Below are 25,088 nucleotides of genomic sequence, written 5' to 3'. Positions count from 1 at the left end.
TGCGTCAAACCGCCGCAATACGGCGTTTGTTATGTAACTATTCTTTTGATGGAAGTGTTAATGCAAATTGACATCGCCCAAATGCGCTTAATACATTTGGAAATGTAGCGTAAAAACTCAAAGACATCGTCATCTATATTTCACGAGCTCGTGACATTGCCTAAAAAACCATCTGTGGACGATCCAGTCAGCAGTGGCTGCAAACCAGGGCAAGACAGCGGCTTATCTCTTGGTGCAGTCCATTAAACGCGCAGCATGGCGTTCCACAAGACACTCATTTCAACGAAAACGACGGCATCCAGAACAGAGAATTCGACAACGGTGTCACCGTAACATGGAGGTTGGACTCATCTCTTCAGGTCCAGGCCAGATGCGCGTTCCAAAATCATCGCATTTATCGTGTCTCTTCAAAAGCAGTTACTTCGATATTCCAATATAGAAATGAGGATTCTCAAAACCCAACGGTGATTGTGGAAATTTCAACCAGCGAACATGCGACTGTTTCTCTGCGCAACACTTTGGTGGGAGTGACGTCCTCGTTGCGACATCTATAAATGGGTGCTGTCGGCGAGCGTTTTTTCAAAAGGCTGTCTTTTGACGTGGGTCATTTTGTCAGACTCCCAATTCGAAAACGGCACCTCATTTCCTCCAGCGAAAGCAAACAGAAGGAGCGCTTATGGTTTTTCACCCTAATCGTCGAACCGTCCTGGCCGGCTTCGCTGGCATTGCTGGTCTTGCCGCTGTCACACCAGCGGTCGCCCAAGGCGGTGGCACGGTGCATGACATCCAAATGCTCAACAAAGACCCGAACAATCCCCGCAACCGCATGCTTTTCTCGCCGCGCGTACTCGCCATCGACCCAGGCGACACGGTGCGCTTTTTGCCCGTCGATCCGGGTCACAATGCGCAGACCATCGATGGCATGGTGCCTGAAGGTGCCGAAGGCTGGCGCAGCAAGCTCAACGAGGAATTCGAAGTAACCCTCACTGTACCGGGCATTTATGGCTACAAATGCCTGCCGCACCTTGGCATGGGCATGGTCGGCGTCGTCTTTGTGCGTGGCGAGGGCATGCTTGAGAACCTCGAATTGGCTCAGTCGGTCCGCCAGCGCGGTCGAGCTGCCAAAGCCTTCGAGGAAATCTGGGCAGAAGCTGAGCAAATCGGCCTCATGACGGCCTAAAAATTAAACCTTACAGAGCGCCGGCCGTTTAGCCGGCGCTCCGTCGTGAACGGCTTGGCTCTCCAAAAGGTCGACCTCGGATTTGACGCTCGGCATGTCTGCGACGTCTCAACGCAGTTTAGAATTAATCTAAAAATCAAGGGCTGACGTAGACATGGCAAGTAGAGAAGCGAGAAAGGAAGGTTTCTCATGCAAAATGCCGCCATCAAGAACATGTCTGATGCTTCAACTGCAACAATCGATGCGCTCAATGGCTGCGTCGCCGATACTGTTGTTGCAACACTGCTTTCCCAGAACTATCACTGGAACGTGAAGGGCATGAATTTCCTGCCGCTTCACCAGTTCTTTCAGGAAATATACGAAGACCACTTCGAAGCTCAAGACGATCTGGCAGAGCGCATCAAAGCGATGGGCGGTCATGTGGAGGCCACTCTCGGAGAGATTACGGAACGGACAGCGGTTCGCGAGCGCCCGGGGACGTTCAACGATGTTGCCATGATCGAGCACATGCTCGAAACCCAGCAGACACTCGCATCGACCATGGCAACGTGCGCAACGATCGCCGCCGAAAAAGGCGATACGCTGACCGAGGACCTGTGCATCGCGCGCGGGCAACAGCATGAAAAGTTTGCCTGGATGCTGCGGGCTCACCTGCGCGGTTAGGGTTCGCGCCACAAGGCGTGAGACCGGCGCCATCCCGCGACTGAACCTGAGCAGCGAGCCGTAGCCCGCAACAATGGCACACGACACCTTGGTCGACCCATTTTGGAAACGACTTTTTCAAAGCGGTGACGAGTTCCGACAACAGGAGGTTTCAATGACAGAGGCAGCTTTGCCTGCAGGACAAATAGGTATCAGTTTATTGGCGTTTGCTGTGTTGGCCATCGCGACGTGGCCTTATGTGAGAGCAATCAAGCCACGCGGCGACCACATGCTCGCGTCCTATCTGGTGTTCCTGTCGGTGTTCGCTGTCGCGTCCGCGTTCCTGTATTCGACGGGCCTTGGCGTCGTCGCTACACTCGGCTGGGAGTTTCTACTGTTCAACTGGGCATTTTCAATAATGTTCCTTGTTTTCGTCGTCGTGCCGGCCTTCCTGGGCGCACGTGCTGCCGTGCGGCTTTCCTTGACGCAACAGGGTGTCCCGGACTAGCGCGGCAGGGCGCCGGACCAGGTCTTGATTATCGGCGGATTGGTCACAGCACACCCGCCGGTCGCATGAGCGTGATCCATCGAGCGGCCAGTCATTTTTAAGGAAAGCCAACACTCAAATACTGTACTTGCTGCCACGGCCGTGGCGACTTGCCCGAATTGGATGAAAAAGATGGCCGACACAAATCGCAACGATCTTACGATTTATGACGATTTCGCCGCCAACTGGTGGACCGACGACGTGCGCTGGGTACGGACCTTGAAAAACCTGGTCCCCGGGCGCCTTGCCTGGTTTGAGCGCCACATAGAGTGGACGGGCAAAAAGGTCCTTGATCTGGGATGTGCCGGCGGCTTCATATCGGAGGTCTTAACCGAAAGAGGCGCGCTCGTTTCGGGTATCGACCCCGCGCGAAAGGCAATCGAGGCGGCACGCCAACGTGCGCTGGGTCTTGGCCAGGACATTCGGTACAGTGTTGGTGTGGGGGAAATGCTGCCCTACGATGACGACAGCTTTGACGCGGTCGTTTGTGTCGATGTGCTTGAGCATGTCAGCGATCTGCCGAAAGTCATTTCCGAAATCAGGAGAGTGCTCAAGCCCGGCGGTCTGTTCCTTTACGATACAATCAATCGAAACTGGCTGGCGAAACTCGCCACGATCAGACTCGCTGAAGACGTCTTGGGACTGTTGCCAAAGGGGACGCATGATCCGGAGCTTTTCATAAAACCGGACGAACTGAACAAGGCGCTTCTATCGGCGGACTTTGAGCCAGGCCCACAAACGGGTCTCGGGCCGCGCGGCCTGACCAGACGGGGCGATTTCACCTTCGGAGCCTTACCGTTTAAGAGCATCATCTACATGGGCGTCGCACGTGCGGGCGGATGAATGGCTCTCAGGTTGAGACCCACCGACCAATCCCGTCCAGTGGCAGGCAGGTCGAAGCCATGTGCCAAAGCGATGAGCGGGCCGCAGGGCAACGTGTAGGGATTAAGTGAGCTGCGCCACAGCGTGTATAAGGAAAAATGCCCGCCAGATTATTTTCGGCAACTTGCAAAGTGAACTGATGGCCCGCGCAGTAGCGTGGCACCCTGGTTACAAGAATTTTTTCTACCGATGTATGCCGAGGAGCGGTCTATGGCATCTCGAAGCTCAGGTTTGAGCACTGTGCTGCGGTTTGTTTGGGTGGGCCAGATCCGTTACGCTAGCTTGTTTTTCATAATCGAAACGCCCGCAAGGAGCAGGGCTGTCCAGGCAGACATGAGTGTGACCCCGCCAATCGGCGTCAGATAGGTCAGCGCCCAAACTTCAAAAATGACCAAAAGATAGATGCAGAAACTCAAGAGCATCGTCCCCCGTATGAACAGCCCGTCGCACCAGCGGAACACGTCGCTGGAGGCGGCTCAACAATCGCGACGATAGAGGTGATCATAAAGAATGATCATCTCGTCGCCATTGGCGATGTAGCGATCGATGTCTTTCTGCTCCCAGCCTGAAATCATGCCTTTGGCATAGCGCTGAAGAGCACTGTTGCCTTCGATATTTGCCAACCAAAGCGCGGTTTCCGCTGCAATCCGCAAGGACCGGTCGTAGCCACTGCCTGCGATCACCATGTCCCGGTCAGTCAACTGCGTAATGACATCATCCAGCTGAATGATTGCTGTGGTGAGGTCATTGCAGCTGAGTTTTCCCTTGGCGGAAGCGGTGCCCGATAAAGCCAAGACCGCGACAAAGGTCGCGCCGATGAATGGACCAATTCTCATATATTCCCCCGGAAAGGCCAATCTACATTTGACGCCCGACAGGCTCTGGTTGCGGCAGCGCTGGAAGTGTCTCAAGTGCCCTCACCTTAAAGGATCATCGATGCGAAATGTACGGTGGTCTTACCCTTCCTGGTCTAACATACGTGAAACCGTAGAAAACTCAGTCCTCAAAGTATGCAAACACGGACGGCCTCCAGCTGCAGCGCACTGCGATGTCGGTAGACATGAGCTTCTACGCAGAATGTTCAGGAGATGCACCGGATCAAGGCGTTCAACTTCAAATGCGGTCACAAGGGCTAGCCATTTCGCCCTCCTGCGAGGTCATGCCGGACTTGATCGGGGAACGAGAGCGTGTCACGCGCATGTTGAACCGCTCTAACGAGAAGCGCTCTGTTTCCCCAATGCACGCAAGTGTCCGTTAGGATTTCCCTCTTACGCTACGTGATGTGCACCGTACACCCATCGGCCGGCTGTCCAAAAAGACAAACGTCACCCCGCTGGCCCTTTTGAAGAACGACGGGTCCTGCGCAGAGGAAACGATTGAGGACAGAGGCTAAGGGCATGAGCAAACCCCATAACCAGCCCGTGACATATGAAGACCTTGAACGCTTGGAAGTCTATGGTTCGGCCCTGCGCCAGATGCGCAAGATGCAGTTTCATGGAGTTCCCGTTCCCGATCACGTCAGCGGGCCACTTGATACCTTTGGCGAGGAACTGGCGGAGCTCGGCGACTGGCTCGAACAGCGGTTTGAACAGTTTCGCAAACTGCAGAGCCTCTCGGAGGAAATCGGCAGCGAATTGTTTGCCGAAAACGTTCTGGACCGCATTTACAAGACGTTCTCCACCCTGATCCCCTATGACCGGATCGGTTGTGCGCTTTTGGAGCAAAATGGCGCGCGGCTGCGGGCCTTTTGGGCAAAGGCGGATTATCCGGACATGCGCATCAGCAAGAATTACGCCGCCTCCATGTCGGGCAGCAGCCTGCAAACCATTCTTGCCACCGGGACGCCACGCATCATCAACGATCTGGAGGCCTATCAGAGGGAAAACCCCGGATCCAAGGCAACGCGCACAATCCTTGCCGAAGGCATCTTGTCGAACCTGACATGCCCTTTGATTGCCAATGGCAAACCGTTAGGCTTTTTGTTCTTTTCCAGCCGGGAGAAGAACACCTATCGTGATTTGCACCATGACATCTTCTTGCAGATCGCCGGTCAGGTGTCGGTCCTGATCGAAAAGAGCCTTTTGTACCAGCAACTTTACGAACTCAACAGCCAGTTGATGGAGGCCCATCAAAAGCTGAAGGACCAGGCCATGCATGACGCCCTGACCGGGGTGCTCAACCGCGGCGCCATCTTCAGTCTACTGGAAAGCGAGCTGTGCAAGGCGGCCCGCACACACGACCCCCTTGTGGTGATCATGGCGGATCTCGATCATTTCAAGAGCATCAATGACCGCCATGGCCATCTGGCTGGGGATGAGGTCTTGCGGACGGTGGCATCGGCCATTGACGACACCTTGCGCGGCTATGACCATGTGGGACGGTATGGCGGTGAAGAATTTCTCATCCTGCTGAGTGGGACAGACACAAAAACGGCCGTCGACATTGCCGAACGGATACGCGAGACGGTCGCAAACCTTGAAGTTGTGCATCAGGGCGGTCCCATACGGCCAACGATCAGCCAGGGGGTTGCGCTGTCCGAAACCTCAGGCTCTGCCGAGCAAGTGATCGCCCGCGCAGATGCGGCCCTTTACAAGGCCAAGGAAGACGGCCGCAATTGCCACCGGGTGGCGCCGACGGGCTAGGATGCCGCCCGCAGGGCTCTTCGTACAAAATTTGGCCCTCTATTGGAGGGATTGGGGCCGCAGCACTTGGCAATGCTCACCGGTTTTCAGGGCCTGCCCGCGACTTGGAAAGTGTGCGTTCCGGATGCTGTTTCCGGGAGACCGCATGCGCGGCGTCAAAGCGCTCCATGAAGTCTGAGAATTCCGCTCCGACAAAATGAAAAGCCTGGAAATCCTTGATCACGGTAACCGGATCCGGGCGGCGTTTGAGCACCCCCGCGGCCACCAGCAGGGCAACGTTTTGATCCGTTTCGATGAACCGGTCGATTACTCCGTTTTCATAAGCCTGCATCTTTTCAAAGGCAGCGTAGAAACCGCGTGCCGCGTCTTCATGAGTGACATAGGCATCCTGCCACCTGACCCCGATGGTGTAACCAAGCGGTTTTTTTTCCTGCACCTTTGCGTCCGGACGCTGCCACAGGATCGCCCGCGCCTCGTTGACCGGAAGAGCTGACCTTAGAAATGCGCGTCGGTAATCCGCCTCGATGATGGGCAGGCGGGCGAACTGGCCATCAATTTTCCCAGCGTTGAACATCAAAACCGAGCGGCGCCCCGGATAGGCAGTAAACCGGGTATCGCAGCCGATCTCCGTGTAGAGATCCCGCAGCAGGTCCAGCACCGATTCCGCGCTTGGCAGCTTTTCGATGTAGGAAATCTCCTGTGGACACGCAGGGAGGGGTTCGTGTGCAGCGGCCGGTGCCGCAACAAAAACGCCAAGAACGCATGCAGGCGCGGCAAAGCACCGATGGGATCGTGTCAGATTCATGAGAAGTCTTCTTGTTTTGATGCCTATTTGTTACGTAGCGTAAATCACCTTGAGGCACTTGTATCGAAAAGAAATATATTGTTCGGTCACCGGAGATGATAACGCTGCCCTCTTTTCAGGCCGTGAGGTTCAGCATGCCATGCTGTCTTTAGGCGCTTAGGCCCTCACACTGGTATATCTACCCGGGCCGGCACCGCTTAAAGAAGGTCTGCTGCCACCGCGGCTGGAACAGGCCGGCCGGTGTAATACCCTTGGACAAGAGTGCATCCAAGATCTCTTAGGAAGTGCAGTTCGTCTTCAGTCTCGACCCCCTCGGCCACGCAACTGAGGTCCAGTCCCTTTGCCATTGCGATGATCGACCCCGCAATCACGGCGGACCCACGGTCCCGCTTCATCCGGCGCACAAAGGACTTGTCAAGTTTCAATCCCGTCAGGGGAAGTTCGGTAACATGGCTCAGCGAGGCGAACCCGGTTCCGAAATCATCGAGAGCCACGCCAATGCCCAATCTACGGGCTTTCCGCAGGTTGCTGAGGATCTCACCTTGATGTCGATCGAGCAACACCGTTTCTGGAATTTCCAGCTCCAGAGAGCAAGGCGAAACGCCATTTGCCTCAAGAGACAGGGTCAAACGCTCGAAGAAACGCGCCGATCTGAGCTGTGATGTCGCCAGATTGAGCGCAATGGTAACCCCGGACCCAGGTGGCAACAAAAAGCACCGGGCGAGATGAAGAACTTTGGTCATTATCGCTGTGCCGAGAGCCTCACCAAGAGCAGTATCCTCGGCAACCTGCACGAATTCAAAGGGTGGGATCGCCGTGTTGTTCAGTGTCCATCGGGCAAGGGCCTCAAACCCGCTGATCCTGCCCGTGACAACATCGACCTGTGGCTGAAACACGACGTCGATCTCGTCAGACACGACCGCACTTTTCAAGGCCTGGGCAAGGGTGTTGAAGCGATCTTGCCTCCGCCCGATGTCAGCATCAAAAAGACGAAAGACCCCACCACCAGCCTGTTTTGCGGCATATAGCGCAGCATCCGCGTGCCGGACGATCGCATCGGCATCCATCTGCTCTGTTTCAATGAGGGTGCCGCCAATCGACTGCACGGGCCGATAGGTTCGTCCGCAGAGCTCGACGGGGCGATTGAGACTGGACATGATCCTGCCGGCAACGTCCGGGAGGTCCTGTGCCGGTTCGCTCGAGGCCACGAACATGGCAAACTCATCGCCGCCAAGACGCACGCAAAGATCCTCTGGCCCGGCCAGCTGTCGGAGGCGTTCGGCAGTGGCACACAACAAGGTGTCACCCGCCTCGTGACCGTAAGTGTCGTTCACGAACTTGAAGTGATCGAGATCGATCAGAAACAGCGCACAGCAGCGATCCTTTTGTCGCGCGCGCGCCTTCAGCACGTCAAGAAGGACCCGACGGTTTGAAAGGCCCGTGAGCGAATCCGTACGCGCAGCAATACGTGCGTTTTCTTCGGCCCGCTTCAAGCTGGTAATATCCGTGCGCGCACCCACCACGGTGCCCGAGGCGCTGCGGCGTTCGCGGATCTGAAGCCACCTGTCATTTCCCAGTTTTTGAAGGGCTTTGGGGGGTGTCTTCGCCGTGTGAGCTGCAAGACGCCGGGAGAGCCACGCAGTCTTGTCTTCGGGATGATCGCCCACCTCCCCATATTGCCCGTGCTCCAGCCCGTAGCGAAGAATATCCTCAAACCGTGCCCCTAGTTTTATGGCCGGGGCAGAGGCCTGATACGTCTTGAGGTAGTTTTCATTGAAAAGGATCAGCCGGTCGTCTGCATCAAAGGCTGCAAGGGCATCCGGGATGGTCTCGACAACCTCATGCAGAAGATCCGTGGTTTGCTCAAGCCGTTGCCGTCCCTCCTCGTCTTGGGTCACATCAATGAAACTGAAAACGTGTTCCTGACGCTGCTCCAATACATTCCAGGTCGGCGCTGAGCTGACGCGAATGAATTTCTGTTGACCATCGGCGAAGCCGATCCCGAAGACTTCATTTTCAATCCGGTCCCCATTCTTAAGGATGCGAAGAGCAGGATTCTGGCGAGAGTGGAGAGCAGATCCGTCACGATTGAAAAGGCGGACGATCGCATCTGTCAGGGACCGCGACAAAAGAGCCTCTCGGGTCTTGTTCAGGATCCGGCACGCCTCGAGATTGCAATCGACCACCAGCCCCGTTTCATCGGTGTGGATCACGCCGGCGGGAAGGTTGACCAGAAGATCGCGAAACTGTTCCCGCGCACGAACAAGATCCGTGACGTCGGGTTGAACGGCGACAAACCCCTCGCATGCACCGTCTGCGCCGGCGATCGGCTGAATGCTGACATCGAACCAGTACTGCTCGCCCGTCTTGCGCTGATTGAGGATTTGCCTGCGGATCGGCTGTCCCGCCCGTACAGCCGTTCCAATTTCAAGGACGGTTTCGGGATCTGTTTCAGCACACTGCAAGAAAGACCCCGGTGTTTTGCCGACAACCTCCTCAAGAGCATAGCCCGTCAGGGTCGTGAACGCAGGACTGACCCATTCGATCGATCCCGAGCGGTCCGTTACGATAATCGGCTTGTTGACGGCAAGTTCCAGCCCCTTGATCCGGCGGGTTTCCATCTCGGAGACAAGTCTCCGATGGGCCACTTGCCAGACCCCTCATAGCCTTGAAACGCGCCCGAGGGCGCAAACACCGGCAAACCGCTCAAATCGATGTCGACCAGCTCTTGGCCCGCATGCCGAACACGAAAGCGCATCCGTTCCAACGGCTTGTGGGCAGCAAGGCGCTTGCGCAGCTGCTGTTGCTGATCCAAGGTCACCGGAAGATCCCACAGCTGTTTGCCGACCCAGTGAGTGTTGATCAAGGCCCGGTCATCTTTGGAAGCGTCCGGCTCGGCGTTGGTCAGATAGTGCTGTGCATTCGACCGCCATTGAAAAACATCCGCCAGCCCCAACATCTGGTGGACCGTCGCCTCAATCCGGTTTCGCGTTCCATTTTTCGCAGACACTGTCTCTCATCCTTGAACGGCATCAGAAAAAGGTGAGGCCCGGTGGACGAATGAGAGGGACCTTTCGCCAGGATTTGCATCGTTCAAGTTCAAGGCAATCCGTTTCCACTTCGTCCATACGGCCTGGGTTCAAAAGTGTGTGTGACCGGTCATATTCCTGAGTAATCTAGAGTTTCCTGGCAAAAAAAGATCGACCATGTCCTCCGCCCGACCTCAAGATTCTAAGCGACTTTCAGATATCTTGCGGTGCGTTCCACACTCTCGCGATCGAGCGGCAACTGCACAAAGACCCGGTTGCCCTGAACATCGGCAACCCGGCCCCGGACATGACCCAGTCCCGGGATATCGAGCTCCAGCTTGGTCGCCGGTGACGGAGGGGTCTGAACGCACACTTCAAGCGAGGCCGGCGACATTGTCTCAATCACGGCAGGTTGGGTCCGGCCGTCGGCGGTCAAACTCGCATCGACACGCAGGGACCTGCGCTCGATTTTCTCGCGCACCGTGTTCTGACCCAGCCCATCGAGGAAAAGGACCACTTCGTCAGAAAATTCATTGGTGTCCGCGACCAGGCGTTCGGCGGCCATGCGCACATCGCCAGCGACGCTGCGCGTTGTTTGGCCTGTTCCGAAAACCGCTTTCATGTCTTCCTGGATCGTATCGGCTTCATGACTGACCATTTGCACGGCACGCGCGATTTCCTCCGTCGCGGCCTGCTGTTCCGTGGTTGCTGCGGCCACGGATTGCGACACCTCATTCAGGGCATTGACCGCGGCTTTGATTTGATCGGTGGCCGACACGGCCTCGTGGCTGGATTGGCGCACCAGGGCGACAGCCTCCGCTACCTCCTCGGTGGCGAGTGTGGTCTGGCTGGCAAGTTGTTTGACTTCCGAAGCGACGACCGCAAATCCCTTGCCCGCCTCGCCCGCGCGCGCAGCCTCGATGGTTGCATTGAGGGCCAGAAGATTGGTTTGTTCCGAGATCGCCCGGATTGACTCCACCACGGAGGAAATCCGGTCGATCGCTCCGCCAAGATCGCCAACCCGATCTCCCACGTCCGCGGCAACGCCCGCAGCATTGTCAGCCATGTCGCGGGCCTTCGAGATTTGGGAGCTGATCTCTTCAATGGAGGAGGAAAGTTCTTGGGTGGCTGCCGCCGCCCCGCGGGTGTTGTCTGCGGTGCGGTCAACACTTGAGGCGACCCGGCCGGCATTGTCCACGTTGTCATCGGCTGACGCCACCAGGCTGGTCGAACTTTTGCCCATGCCATCAAAGGCATTGCGCAATTGACCGAGGACATTTTGAACGGTTTTTCCGAACATCGCCACCAGCTGATCGATTTCGTCCTGGCGCTTTCGTGCCTCCGCGCGGGAATGCGCCTGTTCCTCCTGAAGGGCACGCCGGTCCTGGCCGGCCTTGTCGAACACTTCCAAGGCACGCGCCATCGCACCGATCTCGTCCTGGCGCAATGTTCCAGGGATCTCTACATCCAGCTCCTCGGCGGCGATTTTTCCCATGAGGTCGGTCATGCGCTTGATGGGCTGCGACACCGCGCTGCGAAGCCAAACGGTAACGGCGCCCGCAAGCGCCAAAGCGAGGCCCACCACCAGGCTGACGGTCCACAAGGCACTCTGTTTTTCCGCAGCAATCTGCGTCGCAACCTCCTGCTCATAACCATGCGCGATGTCGGCCATACGTTCCGCTGAGGCGAGCAAGGGCCGCACGCCCTGATCGAAAAATGCGGCAGAAGCCGTTGCCTCCTTCTCAACGGTTCGGGTCAGGTGTCCGAGGGCGTCTAAGAACTCCGCGGTCATGCCAAGTGCAGAGCTGCGATCAGGGCTGTCGGGCAGTCCCTGCAACGCATCTTTCAGGTCACCGACGGCCTTGGCTGCGGCTTCAAGCTGTGCCCCGTCGTAGCGCGTCAAGTACCTGTAGGTGTGAAACTTCGCCCGCATCAGATGGAGCCGGGCAGCGTCTGCGCCTTGATGTCCTTGATCTGAAAAACCCGCCAGCAGGGCTTCAAACCGGTCGGCAAGTGCTGGGAGCGCAGTTTCGGTGAGATCGTTCCGGTCATTTCTGAAAACAGCAAACTCACTGAAGCTTTTCCGGGTGGGGCCCAGCAGGGACTGGGCCGCAAGTGCGGCAGTTTCAAACTCCCCATGCGCCACCTCAAGAGCTGCATCGAGTTTTCCATGGACGGTTTCAAAACGCTCCTGAGCGGACTGGTACCGCGCCTCCGTGTTGCGGGCGATATACTCTTTGGCTGAACCGACAAACGCCTGCGTTGCCGCCTTCAGATCAACCGCCCGCTCAGCCTCTGCCGCCGCACGCTGATAATAGCTGAAATTTTCATCTATCTTGGAAAGTGTCAGGGTCGCTTTCGCAGCAAGCCCAACCAGGGCTAAGATAAGAACGGACAAGCCAAGGCCGACCTTCCAACTGATAGACAGGCTGTGCAGTGTCATTTTTGAACCTCGGCGAGAAGTGCGCGCACGGCGGCGTCAAGTTCGGTGCTGTCAAAAGGTTTTTCGAGAATTCCGTCAGCCGTCGTCTCGGCAACTTTGAGCGCATCGCCCGTCGACACAAAACTGCCGCCCCCGGAGATGGCAAGGACCGGACAGGGCCCTGCGGAACCGGACTTGATCTCGTCGATGAGATCGAGACCGTCCATTTCGGGCATTAGCATATCCGTGATAACAAGATCCGGTTTGACGGATCTGAGCGTTGAGAGCGCCGAAACGCCAGAGTCGGCTTCGTCGACCGTATGGCCGGCGCGTGTCAAGCCGGCCGCGATTGATCTCCGCACGCCTTCGACATCATCAACAACAAGAATATGCGCCATGAACTAGGTCTCCACTACACGGTTGCGGCCGCTGAAACGGGAACTTGGAAGGGTTCAACGGGCAGCGTGATCACAAATCGGGTTCCGGTGCCGGACCGGGTCTCAACGGCGATCGATCCGGAAAAGGCCTCAACCGTGCTGTGCACGAGTGCCAATCCGAGACCGGTGCCCTGACCGATCGGTTTTGTCGTGTAAAAGGGCTCAAACAGCCGCGATCGAGTACGCGCATCCAGACCTGGCCCCGTGTCCTGCACGCAGATCTCGACCCGATTCCCGACCTCCTCAAGACTGAGGCGGACCTCCCCTGCCCCATCCAGCGCATCCAGTGCATTCTGCCCAAGCTCAACAAGCGCGTTCGTCAACGCCACCGGATCGCCACAAAGAGCCAGAGTGCCCCGGACGCGATGACTGGAGGTTATGCGCACGCCCGGCGGCGCCGCGGTTCTCAGATGCCGCAGCGCAAGATCAAACACCTCGTTTGGATGAAACAGCTTTCCATCCCGGAATTCACGGCCACGGGAAAACGCCAGGACCGATTTCAGAAGGGTCCGGGCAGCTTTCCCGCTCGTCTCAATCAGCTCGAGCCAGTCCCGTTCCTCTGTTTTGTTCATCGGAAGAGAGGGGGCGATCAGCGCCGGAAGACTTACAACCGGCTGCAACGCGCTGTTGACCTGATGGGCGATCCCGCCGGCAAACCGCCCAAGCGCCGCCATTTTCTCCGAGTGTTGTTCTTCCAAAGACGCGGCCCGTCGATCCGTCACATCGGTTTGAAAACCGACGAAAGCAACCAGATCCCCTGTGGCGGTCTTGATCGGGCTAATGGACAGCGCGTTCCAAAACGGTGTTCCGTCCTTCTTGTAATTCAACACCTCCAAACAGACGGCCATCTCAGCTTCCAGGCTTGCCCGAAGCTGAAGCACCGTGTGTGGATCGGTGTCCGGCCCCTGGAGAAAACCGCAGTTGCGGCCAACCGCTTCCTCAAGGGAATAGCCGGTCTGCTTTAAAAACGCGGGATTGACATAAACGAGAGGGCGTCCGGGTGTCTTGGCATCGGCGATCGTGATGCAGATCTGCGCTGCATCCAGCGCGGTCATCCAGACTTCGTCCGCAAGTTCAAACCGCATACGTAAATTCCCTTATCTGCACTTACGTGGCGGCACCTCGATTAATTAAAGGTGAATCTGAGGTGCAGCATTTTTGGGCAAACCGGATGTTTTTGGCGAAACCGGACGACACCAGGACAGCGCTCACCGACACGCTCGGAGACACCGCCGGAAACACGATGAGCGCGGAGTTCGGCACTTTGGACAGCGTGAACCGTCAGGTGGTCCCGTTGGCCGGGATCAGCCACGTGTCTTCAAAATCTTGTGCGTCTAGGGGCCGCGAATAGTAATACCCCTGCGCGATGGGACAATTCATGGCCTTCAGCGCATCAGCCTGTTCCTTGGTTTCAACCCCTTCTGCAACACTCTGCATGCCCAGTTTTTCGGCCATGGCAATCGTTGCCGCAACGATCGCATTACTGGCCGGGTCGACCATCATGTCCCGGACGAACGACAGGTCGATCTTGAGTTGGTCGGCCGAAAAGTGCTTCACGTAAGACAGGGACGAATACCCTGTGCCAAAGTCATCGATCGCAATCCGGAACCCGAGATCTTCCAGTTCGTTGAGAATTTCCTTGCCGGCCAGAATGTCCTGCATCAGCCCGTGTTCGGTGATTTCCAGTTCAAAAGCGCTCGGGTCACAGCCAAACGACGCAACGGTGTCTTCGAGGTTTGCAACATACCCGGACGACATCAGCTCCTGCGCCGAGATATTGATGGCGACACGCCCGGGTACAGAAAGACCTCTGGCGGCCCAGTCACTCATATGCCGGCAAGTCTGTGACAGCACCCATTCCCCAAGCTTGGTTATCAGACCCAGTTCTTCGGCAATCGGGATGAATTCTGACGGGGGAACGGCGCCCAGCTCTTCGTCACGCCACCGGATCAAGACCTCGCACCCCTCGAAGCTGCCACCCTCGAGACGGACCTGAGGCTGAAACACCAGGTGAAACATGTCGGATTCCAGCGCGAGTTTGAACCGGTCTGAAACGCGCTGGCGCCGATGCAGATCATCAGCAAGGCTTTGGGTGTAAAACACCGAACCGGCCCCGGTCGCCTTGGCCTGGTACATGGCCATGTCTGCCCGGCTCAGCAGAGCATCCGCCTCGCGCGCGTGGTAAGGGGCAAGCGCGATCCCGACACTCAGACCCAGGGCAAATTGCTCGCCGGAGACATCGATCGGCTCCAACAGCGCCGCTTGAAACAAATCCGAAACGGCCTGGGCCTCTTGTTTTGTTTTGACTGGACAAAATGCCGCAAACTCGTCGCCACCAAGCCGGCCAAGAAACACGTCTGTTGGGCACACCGACTGAAGGCGCTGCGCTGCAATCGCAAGGACACGGTCCCCCATGGCGTGGCCCCGCTTGTCGTTGACCGCCTTGAAATGATCGAGATCGATGTAAAACAGTGCGAATACTCTGTCCTCACCGCCCGGCTCGCACAGGCACGACCGGATGTGATCGAGGGTGCCGTCCCGATTGGCAAGCCCGGTGAGCGTGTCGAAATAGGCCAGCTGGTGAATGCGCGCCTCGCCCCGTTTGCGCTCCGTGATATCGAAGCGGACCGAGATGTAGTTTTCAATGCGCCCATCTGCGCCTTTCAGCGGCGCGACGATACTGTCCACCCAATAAAGGTCACCGGTTTTCGTGCGATTGCAGATTTCCCCTCGCCAGGTCTGGCCGGAAGAAATCTTTTGCCAAAACGCATGCCAGAACTCCGGCGGATGGTGACCGGAATTCAAAAGACTGTGGGGGGACCCGACCAACTCTTCCCGGCTGTACCCGCTGAGCGCAACAAGCGCATCATTGGCATCCAGGATCCGGCCGGCGCGATCCGTCCGGCTGTAAATGGTCTGGTCTTCGATCAGGGACAACAATTGGTCTTGCCAACGATCCAAGGATGGCGCCTTACCCGCCGCATCACCGGTCTTGCCGTGAGGATCTTTGGACGAAATGTGAAGCCCGATAAGATGTCCAAGCGCTTCTGGAACCGAAAAGTCGACACCCCGATAGTCCTGTCCGGCATCACAGCAAAACACCAACGCTCCAAGAACACTCTGATCAGCAAGGATCGGAACGCAGCAGGAAGACCGATGGACCTCGCGCTCTTGCGGTGCACCTGCGAAGTGCGTCTGGAAGGACCCGAGAAGTGTCTTGCCGTTCGCAAGGTCCGCAGTTGAAAAACCGTCTGGAAAGCGCGAACAAACTGAGGGCGAGGTGTCATCCGAAAGAGCGGCGTGGTCGGCACACAGAAAAAAACGCTCCGTGCCCCCGTCCAGCAGGAACAGGCGGATGCTGGTGCTGCGTTGCCCAGCCTCATGATAGTCAATCGCGTTCAGGAGCTGGCGGATCCCATCATGGGAATTCCCGCCGCTCTTAAGCACATCTATGCCCTTAAGCGCATCCATGTGCCAACGGCGCGTGGTCTCAGAACCAGGGTCCGCGGCCCGGGGGGCAAAATTGGTAGCGTTTGGTTGCATGGCCGCCTCTTTCCAAAATCACAACCGTCATGTCCTTCCACCCAATCGCCCGCTGACACCCTGCAAGAAATACCAAGAAAACATGATTAGGACCGTCAATACTAATCGACACTGATCATAAAAACGGAAGAAATCAAGTAGGTAGTCGCACTTAATATTTGCAATTCTATCAAGATTTTATCGAAATTAGGGAAGTTTTGACGAAATTTTAGGCGCATGCATTCGAAATGGGCATTTAGAAACAGAGCTAATGTCACGATTTATTAACATGCCATCGGAATTCTGCCCTAGAGGAAAATTCGAAAGGCAAATCACATGTCGCATGCGTCAGCGTCTATTCGGGAAAGATTGCAGTTCGCGGAGATCGATGGCGGGGTCGTTGAGGGGTTGCGTGCGATCTGGCCCGTGATCGAGAAGGATATCGAAAGCATCCTGGCGGCATTTTACACCCACCTGCGCCAGCATCCTGAGATGGCGGACATGGTGGGCACGCAACAGTCACGCCTGGAGAACGCCCAGAAAACGCATTGGAGAAAGCTGTTCCTGCAAGGGTTTGACCAGGATTATGTCGACAGCATCAACCGGATTGGCCGCGTTCACAGCCGCATCGGGCTGGAGCCGAAATGGTATATCGCGGGCTACAAATTCGTCCTGGTCCACCTGCAGGAGGCCTTGATCCGAAAACTGCGGTTTTCGCCGGGCAAACTTGCAAGGGCCCTGTCTCATGTCACCACGGCTGCCATGTTCGATCTGGACATCGCCGTGTCGACCTATCAGGCGGTGCTGATGGAAGAGCAGGCCGACAAGACACGGGCTCTCAACTCTGCCATCGCCCGGTTTGAAGAGATCATCGCGGTGCCGCTCGACGGCATACGCTCCGGGGCCCGCAGCATGGCCACGGATGCCGGCGAGCTGATTGAGGTATCCGGGGCCGCCAGATCGGAAACCGACACGGCCACGACGGATGTTCAGGGCCTTGCAGGTGGTGCGCAGAATATCGGCGATGTGATCGGCCTGATCCAGGCGATTGCCGAACAGACGAACCTTCTGGCCCTCAACGCGACCATCGAAGCGGCCCGCGCGGGGGAAGCGGGAAAGGGATTTGCCGTTGTCGCAGCCGAAGTGAAGGAGCTGTCAACCCAAACGTCCCGAGCGACCGAAGAAATCAGTCAACAGATTGGCGAGATCCAGGCGGCAACCACAAGCGCGGTCGGATCCATTGAAACAATCGCGACCGTCGTGCGGGAGCTCGATGAGGTCACCGCGTCTATTGCCGCCGCGGTTGAGGAACAGGGCGCGGCGACCGGTGAAATCTCTGCAAGCGTGCAGACCGTTGCAGGTGGGGCATCCGTACTGGCCGGCAATATCCAGGGAGTCCAGCAGGCCATCACGGCATCGGACGAAACGGCCCGCGCCTTTGTGTCCAGAGCACGGGACATGGAAGCGGGCGCCGAGACGATTGCGTCCGACATCGCCCGGTTCTTCGACGACGTCCGTCACCTGAGCGCCTGAGGTCGGCATCCGTGCCATGGAAACATGCCGCTGGACGACCGATCCGAAAGGCATGGCAGGACAGCCCGACAGCAACCATGCACCCACGGCGGGTCGTCACCGCAAAGCTGAAAGCTGCGCTTCAGATCACCGCGCACTCCGGAAACGATGCCCTGCCCCGACTGTCACGGTCACCAGCATAGCACCGCGCCCGGCAACCACCGCCACCTGCACCCATCGTGCGGATGGACCGCGGCCAAACCATGCCCGGACACCAAAACCGGGATGTCCAGGCGGGTTAAATCTGTCACGCGGGTCTGTTTTTCATCATCGAAACGCCCGCAAGGGCCAGAGTTGTCCAGGCAGCCATGAGGGTGACCCCGCCCACCGGCGTCAGATAGGTCAGCTCGCGAATATCTAGAACGACCGAGAGATAGATGCTGAAGCTGAAGAGCAACGTCCCCAGGATGAACAGCCAACCACTCCATTGAAGTGCGGGCGGTTTTGCGGCGCCCACGCCACTGAGCAACGTCAATCCGATGGCAGTGGTCACACCTGCGTTCACCTGGTTGTAGCGTATCGCCGTCATCAAGTAGCGGAAGTGCTCCTCTGTGATGACAGGCCGCAATCCGTGTTCGGCGTAAGCGCCAAACGCCACGGAAAAGAACCCCAGAAAAGCGCCAAGCACCAAGATCATGAATGCCCCTCGATCAAATGGATTTGGACAAAGGCAGCGCCGGGAAGGCCTGAGAAAGCGGCTGTTTTTAGGCCTTTTTTTCCCGGCTGTTGCCCCAAAGCCCAATGCCCCATCGCCCACATACCCTTGTCAACCACAGACCCACCGCGGATGTGCGGAAGAAGTATCTTCAGTTGGAAATCATACGTCTGGCCCCGGGCCGCAGTTTTGTTTCAAGGGTGCGGCAAAATGAATCCCGATCTGCTGACGCGATGGGTGTGAGTGCCAGGGGGCCGGAGGGACGCCCGCTATGGCACTGCCTAAACCATTTGAAGACAAAGAGGAATCCCGCCCGCGGACGGCTCATTGACACGCCCGGGCCGCGGCTGGTACCGCCCTTTTGCCGGGGCGCCCGCCCGCGCCGGAGCCAATGTCCCCGCCGGACTGCGGGGAGAAGCCCCTCTGCTTAGGCCGCCCGCATGTCGGTGAGGAACTGATCTGCTGCCTCGCCCAGCTCCGAGGAAATCCCGGACAGTTTGTGCGTGATGTCCTGAAGCTGCACGGCCGCTTCATCCGTTTCCGCGTTCGCATCCCGCACCCCGGTGATGTCATGGGACACCTGCTGGGTGCCCGTGGCCGCCTCCTGCACGCTGCGGCTGATCTCTTGCGTTGCTGACCCTTGCTCTTCCGCGGCCGCCGCGACCGTTGCCAGTGTTTCGGCAATGTCAGAAATGCGCGTGGTGACGGTGTCAATTTGGCGAACGGACTGGTCGGTGATGCTTTGCATCGAGGTGATCTGCTGGCCGATCTCCACCGTTGCCTTCGCCGTCTGTTCTGCAAGGGCCTTCACTTCACTGGCAACAACCGCAAACCCCCTACCGGCATCGCCCGCCCGGGCCGCCTCGATGGTTGCATTGAGCGCCAGGAGATTGGTTTGTTCCGCAATTTCGGAGATCACCGCGACGATATCGCCGATCTTCTGGGAACTGTCGGACAAGGCAGATGCGCTGGTTTTCGTTTCCTCCGCGATGCTGGTGGCTTCCGTTGCCATGCCGCTGGAATTAGCCACCTGATGGGTGATCTCGCTGATGGAGGTGGCCAGCTGTTCCGCAGCGCTGGCAACCGACTGCACGTTCTGGGTCGCCTCCTCGGCGGCGGCGGAGACCGACGTCGATTTTTCCTGGGCCCGCGTTGAAACCATCGACAGCCGTTCGGTAAAGGTCCCGGCGTCGCTGACCGATGCCGTCACCCGCTTGACCGCATCGCCAACCGTTTCAGCAAGGCGCTCCCGCTCGGTCACATCATCCCAGGCCACCATGGGCCCCACATACCGGCCTTCATTGTCCATGATGGCGGACACCATCAGAGAATATCGCCGCCCGCCATAGGTCACACGGCCGGACCAGGGCAGGTTCTCGGGATCCGACAGCACCTTGCGCTGATGCTCGGGGTGTTTGTGGAACACATCGATCGAGGTGCCGATCAGCTCCGAGACAGCCACCGGCAACTCATCGCCGACCTGCTCCATGGTTTTCAGCATCACCGGGTTCATGAAATCGATTTTGAAATCATTGCCCGCATCCGCCATCATGAGCGGTGTCGGCATCTGGTCGATCATTTGAGACCGGGTGAAGGCCGCCCGGACGCTCTGCCGCAGCGCGGCTGCGGCCTCCAGCATGGTGCCGATTTCATCGCTGCGCCCGCCGGAGGCAATCTCCATGTCGGTCCGGCCGTCTTTGAGCCGGTTCAAGATCGATGTGATCTCGGAAATCGGGCCGACAATCGACCGGATCAGCAAGACCGCCGCCCCGGCCGCTGCGAGCATGCTCAAGAGAGCCGCAATGCTCAAAATCAGGGGCTGATTGGAAAAGGACCGCGCAATCTGGGGGCCAATCGTATCTTGGACGGCGACAGCCGTTTCAAGAAGGGCGTCCGCATCCGACAGGATCCGCGGCCCGACGGCATCCAGTTCCTCGATCAAAATGGCCTGGCGCTGTTCAAACAGAGTTGCGACCTTGGAAAACGCGTCCCTGTACGCGGTCAGTCCGCCCTGCACCTCCAGCGTCAGCGCCCGCCGTGCCGGGTCTTGAAGTTCTGACAGCAGGGTCTCGGCATCCGTCAGGGCAATCCCGATTTCCTTTAAGGCCCTGTCCTTGTCCGACGGGCCCCCGCGCAACAGGAATTTCTGCGCGTAAAGACGGCCAAGCATCAAATGCTGCTGAACACGGGCTGCATAAAACGCGGCGGCCGGATCGCTGTCTTCGTAAGCGGTCTCCATGACATCGGACAACTGACCGCGCATCTCCGGACCTTTGACATCCAGCATGGAGCGCACAATCTCGTGGCGGGTCTGGTCAAGGGTGACAACGTCGGCAAACCGGTCTGCATAGAGCTGCGCGTCACGGGCGATGGCATCGATCCGGGACGTGAGAGCCTTGTCATTGCTGAGATCCCGCAAGATGCCTTTCTCTTCAATGAAAGACGATATCTCGGCGCTGACAATCTCGTCGGCCCCGCTGTTGTCCAGGGCCCGGTATTTCATCACCTGGAGGCGGGCACTTAAAATATCTTCGGTCATATCGCCTAGAAGGACGCTTTGCCGGGCTTGCGAGCGGTACTCGGCAAAATCCGACCCGCCCGCGACGGACGACCAGATGCTGAACCCGGCAATGCCGGCCAGCGCCAGCACGGCAGCCCCGAAACCAATCTTCAGTTTCTGGCTTATCTTCAATGCTGCCCACAGCTTCATGCCACCGCTCCGCAAAAAAATGACGTTAGGGAAGAAAGGTGCGCGATCACGGTTAACAATTCACAACTAAAGATAAGGCCAAAAAGAAGAATTCATCGAAAAGATGCACTATTTTTCAGCATTTCGACCACCACCTCCAATCCGGTTTTATGATCAGGCAGTTATGCCAATAGGATATTAACTGATAAGTGAGGCATGCTGGCCGATTAAGACGGCGTAACCTTAGGCCCTCACCGTCTCGGGACGGTCGTATCGAGTACGGTCGGCAAAGCGCGCAGACACCTAATGATCTGGGTACTGCTTTTCAGGTGTATGAACAGAGCTTGTTGCCATGCGGTGTGAGGAACAACGCGGGCACACAAAAAGTCGATCGGGGCGCTCTGGAAATGATGACAAAATCGCGAGAATGGCGCGTGGCCCTGATCTTGGTCTTGGGTTTGGTAAGTCTGCCTGCATCCGCCCAAGCCTGTAACCTCGCCTTTCTGGCGCCAGAGCTGCCACCTTACGGGTTTTTGGATCATGGGACGAACGTCGGCGCAGCGCTGGATATTGTCCGGGAAATGGCCGCCCGGCAGGGATGCAACGTGACCGTGACGCCCGTCCCGCGGATCCGGGCTCAGATGCTGACGCAACACGCGCCGAACACGATCATCGCGCCTGTTGCGCGGACACCGGGGCGGGAAGATCAATTCACCTGGCTTGGAACCATTGCGCGTGAGACCGTCAGCATTTATTCGCTCACCTCATCTCCCGCCATGGATTTGGCGGGCCTGAAATCCGGCGCAACCGTAGCCGTTCTCAGAAATTCGGCCATCGAACGGCTTGCAGAGCGGTTGGCCTTGCCAAACGTCGTGGCCGCACCCGACAACACGGCCCTAGTTCGCATGCTGGAGGCCGGCCGCGTTGATGCGATTATCTCCGCGCGGTCTCTCACTGTGAATGCCATGCGCGCGGAGGGAATGGACCCGGCGCGGTTCCGGATTGGCGAAGATGTGGCCGAATTTGATGTCGCCGCGGCCATGTCAAATGGTAGCGACCCGGTGGTCGTTCGCAGGCTGCGCGATAGCCTGCAAGACATGAAGACGGACGGCAGCCTTCAAGAAGCGCTCCTTAAATACCGGATCACCCCGCCACCGGACAAGTCGCCGATCGCAACACAGTGAAAGGACGCTCTACCCGGTGAAGGCGCCCTCTGAAGGTCCCGTGTCGCAAGATACGATGATGATTGTGTTTCAGGGCGTGTAGTAAACACATGGCACGCAACGGAATAAATGAGACTACACATCCGGATCAGTCTTGAAGAAGACCTCGCCATTTCTAAAACTGCCAACCGTCGCCTGCCAGTTGACTTGGATACAAACGAGCTTGCCAACTTGGAGCGGCTGACAAGCGGGACCAAGTGCGGACGGAATATCCGCAAAACTTGTGACAAAAGCCTGTTCGACCAAAATTTCAATTTAACGAATGTTTCAACAAATCATGGCTCTGATTGGTTCGGATTGTGACTGAGTGCTTGCGGACCATGACTGATGGATAACCTGAACCGAACTGCCTTAAACGCATCAAAACTTAAAAAGGCAGCCCTCGGTCTGACCATCGTATATGTGGTTTTAATGGTTCTGTCGTTCAGGTTCATCGATGGCGAAAGGGAAGCGCGGGTAAACCTTGAGTTGGAAACCCGCGCATCGGAATTAGCAAACAGAACAGCTGAAATTCTGCGTTTCTCGGTCGAAAACCTGCACGCGGCCTCTGGCTTGATTACCTATATGCGCGATGTCACTTATTCGCAATTTAATGCTCTGACAGATCATTACTTTGAGGCCGACCCTGGTCTCTTGATCATGGAATGGCAACCCATCGTCAAGGCGTCGGATCGAGCAGAGTTTGAACGCAAGGCACGCGAAAACGGTCTCCCGAATTTTCAGCTCTGGGAACCGTCAGATACAGGCACGCCTGTCATGGCCCAAAGCAGAGCTGAGCATGTCCCTGTTTATCTGATGAGCGCACGCTATCCGGGTGATAACGAGATCAACACGCTTGGCCTCGACCTTGCATGGTCGCCGGAACGTATGGCCTCAAAACTGCATGCGCGGGACAAAGGCGTTGCGCAATCCTCTGGTTTCTTTCCCATCGTTTTGGGTCCCGATGACACGGCTTCCCCGCTTGGTTTTGCCATCACGCTCCCTGTCTATCAGTCGGGTATTGTGCCGGAGAGCAAAACGGCCCGGCACGAAAAGATCCTGGGTTACTTCGCCGGCGTGTATTCGGTGCAACTGCTTCTGGAGCCAGCCTTGGAGGAGCTCGCAAAGGACGGGATTGGCGCTGAAATATCTGGCCGTTCGAACCATTCCGCCGGCATACTTATGGCAACAGACGCTCCCACAAGTTTTGAAAGAACAATAGAAACAGCACTCTACGGCAATACGTGGACAATCACACTCGTTGCTTCTCAAGCTTATGTAAACGGACTCAAGGACCCGCTGCTGTATCTTATCCCAATCAGCCTCACCTCCGTCTTCGCGCTGGTTCTGGTCTTCATGTTTTTTGAGGAGAGATCAAAAGTTCGTCTGAAACTGGCTCACGGGAAACTTGAACAGGCGAACCGGCAACTCGATGCACTGGTACGGCAAGACGCCTTGACGGGGCTTGCCAACAGACGGGCTTTCTTCGACCGGCTGGATCAGCTCTTGAACGAGCTTGACCGGCACCCGCACCCTGCATCGTTTTTGATGCTTGATCTCGATAAGTTCAAAATCATCAATGACACAAGGGGCCATGCAGCAGGTGATGAGGTCCTCAAAGCCTTTGCATCCCTGTGTCAGGAAACGGTTCGCAAAGTCGATGTTGTTGGGCGAATTGGTGGAGAGGAGTTCGCCATTTTGTTGCCGCATACAAGCGCTGAAGACGCGACCGTCTTTGCAGAACGGCTGCGGACAGCAGTGGCCGCAATCAGGTTTTCGGAAACCGGACCGCTTTCCGGTCTCACTTTTACCGTAAGCATCGGATTGTCGGCCATTTCCGAGCGCATTGACGCTAGAACATGGTTGTCTCAGGCCGACAAGGCCCTTTATCAATCCAAGGCTTCGGGACGCAACAGGGTGACAGTCTATCAAAATCTGTCCAATGACGATGTCTTGGTGCTGAAACCCAAAAGTGCCTGACGCTTATTGATACCCGCAAAAACACGGGCAGAGCGCCTCATCGTTGGGAACCCACACCGTAATTGTCCCGTCACGCATGGCCAGATCGCACCCATTTTATGGGCCTTGCGTGCGAAAATAAAGCAAGGACCCGTACAGTAGTGCCGGATAAACCCCTGCAGGCTTTGCGTACCGCGAAAGGCGGATACACATGTTTGAGCAATCGCTGTAGATCTGAACTGTCAACTTGGAGTGACAGTCGATGGAAGAGCATCACACGTCCGGCCGGTCTGCGCCGCACGCCGCCCCGGACGGCCTCAGCCTTTATGAGGTGGAGGCCGATTTTCTGCTCGAAGACCTCATCGACGAATGCCGCTCTCTTGGCCTTGAAGGCCACCCGGCCCTTGCCAGGCTAGCAGATGCGTTGGAAGAGGTACACACCCGTCTCGAAGGCGCGTCCATCGAGGACCTGACTGCGCAGGCTGAACGCACGGCCCTGATGGCCGTTTCTGAAGACCTGATCATCCTCCTGGCTCAGTTGGAGAACCTCCGCGACTTGCGGGCCTGACCAGATCAGTCTCAGCCATATCAAAACCGGAGCCGCCACGTCATCTGCGACGAGGTTTTGGATGGGTTCCTGGAGTTTACCAGGGCACAGAAAAATGATCTTCAGCCCCCCCGGTCCCGGGCTACGGATTTCCTAGGCTGAAAGCTGGCGATGGCTGTTACCGGTGCTCCCTGCAGTGGCAAGAGCCCCATGAAGCCGGTGCTGCCCCAACGATCAAGGTCAGCGCAAGTCATGAACGCGCTGCAGTTCATCCCCAGGGACGTATTGCTGACATATCGCATCGCCTGACGTTTGGTGGCGCCACTGCGCGATAAGAAGCGTGGGTTCAGCGGTCA

The 25,088-nt window shown here is 57.2% G+C and carries 20 protein-coding genes and 1 pseudogene; 10 read left to right on the top strand and 11 right to left on the bottom strand.

Going from position 1 to position 25,088, the window contains the following annotated elements; genetic code table 11:
* Window positions 1-676 precede the first annotated feature (676 nt).
* The 4 genes from E1180_RS20160 to ubiG all read left to right on the top strand — a co-directional run bounded on the left by E1180_RS20160 (window position 677) and on the right by ubiG (window position 3,212).
* The gene (locus tag E1180_RS20160) at window positions 677-1,180 is read left to right on the top strand and encodes a pseudoazurin (protein WP_155194207.1); all 504 of its coding nucleotides are present in this window, start codon (window positions 677-679) and stop codon (window positions 1,178-1,180) included.
* Between the two features lie 189 nt (window positions 1,181-1,369).
* Window positions 1,370-1,843, top strand: coding sequence for a Dps family protein (locus tag E1180_RS20155; protein ID WP_155194205.1), 474 nt, complete (start codon window positions 1,370-1,372; stop codon window positions 1,841-1,843).
* A 154-nt stretch (window positions 1,844-1,997) separates the two neighbouring features.
* The gene (locus E1180_RS20150) at window positions 1,998-2,330 is read left to right on the top strand and encodes a hypothetical protein (protein ID WP_155194203.1); all 333 of its coding nucleotides are present in this window, start codon (window positions 1,998-2,000) and stop codon (window positions 2,328-2,330) included.
* A gap of 171 nt (window positions 2,331-2,501) precedes the next feature.
* Window positions 2,502-3,212, top strand: a complete 711-nt coding sequence (gene ubiG, locus E1180_RS20145) for a bifunctional 2-polyprenyl-6-hydroxyphenol methylase/3-demethylubiquinol 3-O-methyltransferase UbiG (protein ID WP_155194201.1) — start codon at window positions 2,502-2,504, stop codon at window positions 3,210-3,212.
* A gap of 311 nt (window positions 3,213-3,523) precedes the next feature.
* Here the strand turns inward: ubiG and E1180_RS20140 are convergent, their stop codons facing one another.
* Window positions 3,524-3,667, bottom strand: coding sequence for a hypothetical protein (locus E1180_RS20140; RefSeq protein WP_196220659.1), 144 nt, complete (start codon window positions 3,665-3,667; stop codon window positions 3,524-3,526).
* Between the two features lie 60 nt (window positions 3,668-3,727).
* Window positions 3,728-4,087 carry a hypothetical protein gene (locus E1180_RS20135; protein ID WP_155194200.1) on the bottom strand — a complete coding sequence of 120 codons (360 nt, stop codon included), beginning with the start codon at window positions 4,085-4,087 and terminating at the stop codon, window positions 3,728-3,730.
* Window positions 4,088-4,648: 561 nt separating this feature from the next.
* On the opposite strand from E1180_RS20135, the gene E1180_RS20130 reads away from it, so the two are divergent.
* Window positions 4,649-5,893: a sensor domain-containing diguanylate cyclase gene (locus E1180_RS20130; RefSeq protein WP_155194199.1), complete on the top strand. Its 1,245-nt coding sequence runs from the start codon at window positions 4,649-4,651 to the stop codon at window positions 5,891-5,893.
* 76 nt (window positions 5,894-5,969) lie between these two features.
* On the opposite strand, the gene E1180_RS20125 is transcribed toward E1180_RS20130, so the two are convergent.
* From E1180_RS20125 to E1180_RS20095, 7 genes are all read right to left on the bottom strand, one after another.
* Window positions 5,970-6,698, bottom strand: coding sequence for a hypothetical protein (locus tag E1180_RS20125; protein WP_155194198.1), 729 nt, complete (start codon window positions 6,696-6,698; stop codon window positions 5,970-5,972).
* A gap of 197 nt (window positions 6,699-6,895) precedes the next feature.
* The gene (locus E1180_RS20120; RefSeq protein WP_155194197.1) at window positions 6,896-9,319 is read right to left on the bottom strand and encodes a sensor domain-containing protein; all 2,424 of its coding nucleotides are present in this window, start codon (window positions 9,317-9,319) and stop codon (window positions 6,896-6,898) included.
* Window positions 9,262-9,708, bottom strand: a complete 447-nt coding sequence (locus E1180_RS20115; RefSeq protein WP_155194196.1) for a hypothetical protein — start codon at window positions 9,706-9,708, stop codon at window positions 9,262-9,264. Before E1180_RS20115 ends, E1180_RS20120 begins: the two co-directional genes overlap by 58 nt.
* A 221-nt stretch (window positions 9,709-9,929) precedes the next feature.
* Window positions 9,930-12,170 carry a methyl-accepting chemotaxis protein gene (locus E1180_RS20110; protein ID WP_155194195.1) on the bottom strand — a complete coding sequence of 747 codons (2,241 nt, stop codon included), beginning with the start codon at window positions 12,168-12,170 and terminating at the stop codon, window positions 9,930-9,932.
* Window positions 12,167-12,547, bottom strand: coding sequence for a response regulator (locus E1180_RS20105; RefSeq protein WP_155194193.1), 381 nt, complete (start codon window positions 12,545-12,547; stop codon window positions 12,167-12,169). Before E1180_RS20105 ends, E1180_RS20110 begins: the two co-directional genes overlap by 4 nt.
* A gap of 14 nt (window positions 12,548-12,561) precedes the next feature.
* Window positions 12,562-13,671, bottom strand: a complete 1,110-nt coding sequence (locus E1180_RS20100) for an ATP-binding protein (protein WP_155194178.1) — start codon at window positions 13,669-13,671, stop codon at window positions 12,562-12,564.
* 196 nt (window positions 13,672-13,867) lie between these two features.
* Complete coding sequence (locus E1180_RS20095; protein ID WP_155194176.1) at window positions 13,868-16,129, bottom strand: putative bifunctional diguanylate cyclase/phosphodiesterase; 2,262 nt, start codon at window positions 16,127-16,129, stop codon at window positions 13,868-13,870.
* 315 nt (window positions 16,130-16,444) lie between these two features.
* On the opposite strand from E1180_RS20095, the gene E1180_RS22560 reads away from it, so the two are divergent.
* Window positions 16,445-17,641, top strand: coding sequence for a globin-coupled sensor protein (locus E1180_RS22560; RefSeq protein ID WP_155194174.1), 1,197 nt, complete (start codon window positions 16,445-16,447; stop codon window positions 17,639-17,641).
* A 286-nt stretch (window positions 17,642-17,927) separates the two neighbouring features.
* Here E1180_RS22560 and E1180_RS20085 read toward each other — a convergent pair whose 3' ends face one another.
* Window positions 17,928-18,317: a DUF423 domain-containing protein gene (locus tag E1180_RS20085; RefSeq protein WP_155194172.1), complete on the bottom strand. Its 390-nt coding sequence runs from the start codon at window positions 18,315-18,317 to the stop codon at window positions 17,928-17,930.
* Window positions 18,318-18,762: 445 nt separating this feature from the next.
* On the bottom strand, window positions 18,763-21,045 hold the full coding sequence (locus E1180_RS20080) for a methyl-accepting chemotaxis protein (protein ID WP_155194169.1): 2,283 nt from the start codon (window positions 21,043-21,045) through the stop codon (window positions 18,763-18,765).
* A gap of 413 nt (window positions 21,046-21,458) precedes the next feature.
* On the opposite strand from E1180_RS20080, the gene E1180_RS20075 reads away from it, so the two are divergent.
* The 4 genes and pseudogenes from E1180_RS20075 to E1180_RS22790 form a co-directional block, all read left to right on the top strand.
* Entirely contained in the window at window positions 21,459-22,208 is a 750-nt protein-coding gene (locus tag E1180_RS20075; RefSeq protein ID WP_196220658.1) for a substrate-binding periplasmic protein, read from the top strand.
* A 366-nt stretch (window positions 22,209-22,574) separates the two neighbouring features.
* Window positions 22,575-24,206, top strand: coding sequence for a diguanylate cyclase (locus E1180_RS20070; protein ID WP_155194165.1), 1,632 nt, complete (start codon window positions 22,575-22,577; stop codon window positions 24,204-24,206).
* A 241-nt stretch (window positions 24,207-24,447) separates the two neighbouring features.
* The gene (locus E1180_RS20065; RefSeq protein WP_155194156.1) at window positions 24,448-24,753 is read left to right on the top strand and encodes a hypothetical protein; all 306 of its coding nucleotides are present in this window, start codon (window positions 24,448-24,450) and stop codon (window positions 24,751-24,753) included.
* 122 nt (window positions 24,754-24,875) lie between these two features.
* A pseudogene (locus E1180_RS22790) lies at window positions 24,876-25,067 on the top strand (DUF2237 family protein); the annotation flags it as partial.
* Between the last annotated feature and the right edge of the window lie 21 nt (window positions 25,068-25,088).

The organism is Roseibium denhamense (genome assembly GCF_009711415.1).
GTDB classification, from domain to species: Bacteria; Pseudomonadota; Alphaproteobacteria; order Rhizobiales; family Stappiaceae; genus Roseibium; species Roseibium denhamense.
The sequence above is the reverse complement of the archived record's forward strand: the minus strand, read 5'-3'. Positions and strand labels throughout refer to the sequence as shown.

Coding starts and splice junctions, on each gene's coding strand:
- E1180_RS20160 (WP_155194207.1), top strand. CDS start 677: ATGGTTTTTCACCCTAATCGTCGAACCGTCCTGGCCGGCTTCGCTGGC.
- E1180_RS20155 (WP_155194205.1), top strand. CDS start 1,370: ATGCAAAATGCCGCCATCAAGAACATGTCTGATGCTTCAACTGCAACA.
- E1180_RS20150 (WP_155194203.1), top strand. CDS start 1,998: ATGACAGAGGCAGCTTTGCCTGCAGGACAAATAGGTATCAGTTTATTG.
- ubiG (WP_155194201.1), top strand. CDS start 2,502: ATGGCCGACACAAATCGCAACGATCTTACGATTTATGACGATTTCGCC.
- E1180_RS20135 (WP_155194200.1), bottom strand. CDS start 4,087: ATGAGAATTGGTCCATTCATCGGCGCGACCTTTGTCGCGGTCTTGGCT.
- E1180_RS20130 (WP_155194199.1), top strand. CDS start 4,649: ATGAGCAAACCCCATAACCAGCCCGTGACATATGAAGACCTTGAACGC.
- E1180_RS20125 (WP_155194198.1), bottom strand. CDS start 6,698: ATGAATCTGACACGATCCCATCGGTGCTTTGCCGCGCCTGCATGCGTT.
- E1180_RS20120 (WP_155194197.1), bottom strand. CDS start 9,319: ATGGAAACCCGCCGGATCAAGGGGCTGGAACTTGCCGTCAACAAGCCG.
- E1180_RS20110 (WP_155194195.1), bottom strand. CDS start 12,170: ATGACACTGCACAGCCTGTCTATCAGTTGGAAGGTCGGCCTTGGCTTG.
- E1180_RS20105 (WP_155194193.1), bottom strand. CDS start 12,547: ATGGCGCATATTCTTGTTGTTGATGATGTCGAAGGCGTGCGGAGATCA.
- E1180_RS20100 (WP_155194178.1), bottom strand. CDS start 13,671: ATGCGGTTTGAACTTGCGGACGAAGTCTGGATGACCGCGCTGGATGCA.
- E1180_RS20095 (WP_155194176.1), bottom strand. CDS start 16,129: ATGCAACCAAACGCTACCAATTTTGCCCCCCGGGCCGCGGACCCTGGT.
- E1180_RS22560 (WP_155194174.1), top strand. CDS start 16,445: ATGTCGCATGCGTCAGCGTCTATTCGGGAAAGATTGCAGTTCGCGGAG.
- E1180_RS20085 (WP_155194172.1), bottom strand. CDS start 18,317: ATGATCTTGGTGCTTGGCGCTTTTCTGGGGTTCTTTTCCGTGGCGTTT.
- E1180_RS20080 (WP_155194169.1), bottom strand. CDS start 21,045: ATGAAGCTGTGGGCAGCATTGAAGATAAGCCAGAAACTGAAGATTGGT.
- E1180_RS20070 (WP_155194165.1), top strand. CDS start 22,575: ATGGATAACCTGAACCGAACTGCCTTAAACGCATCAAAACTTAAAAAG.
- E1180_RS20065 (WP_155194156.1), top strand. CDS start 24,448: ATGGAAGAGCATCACACGTCCGGCCGGTCTGCGCCGCACGCCGCCCCG.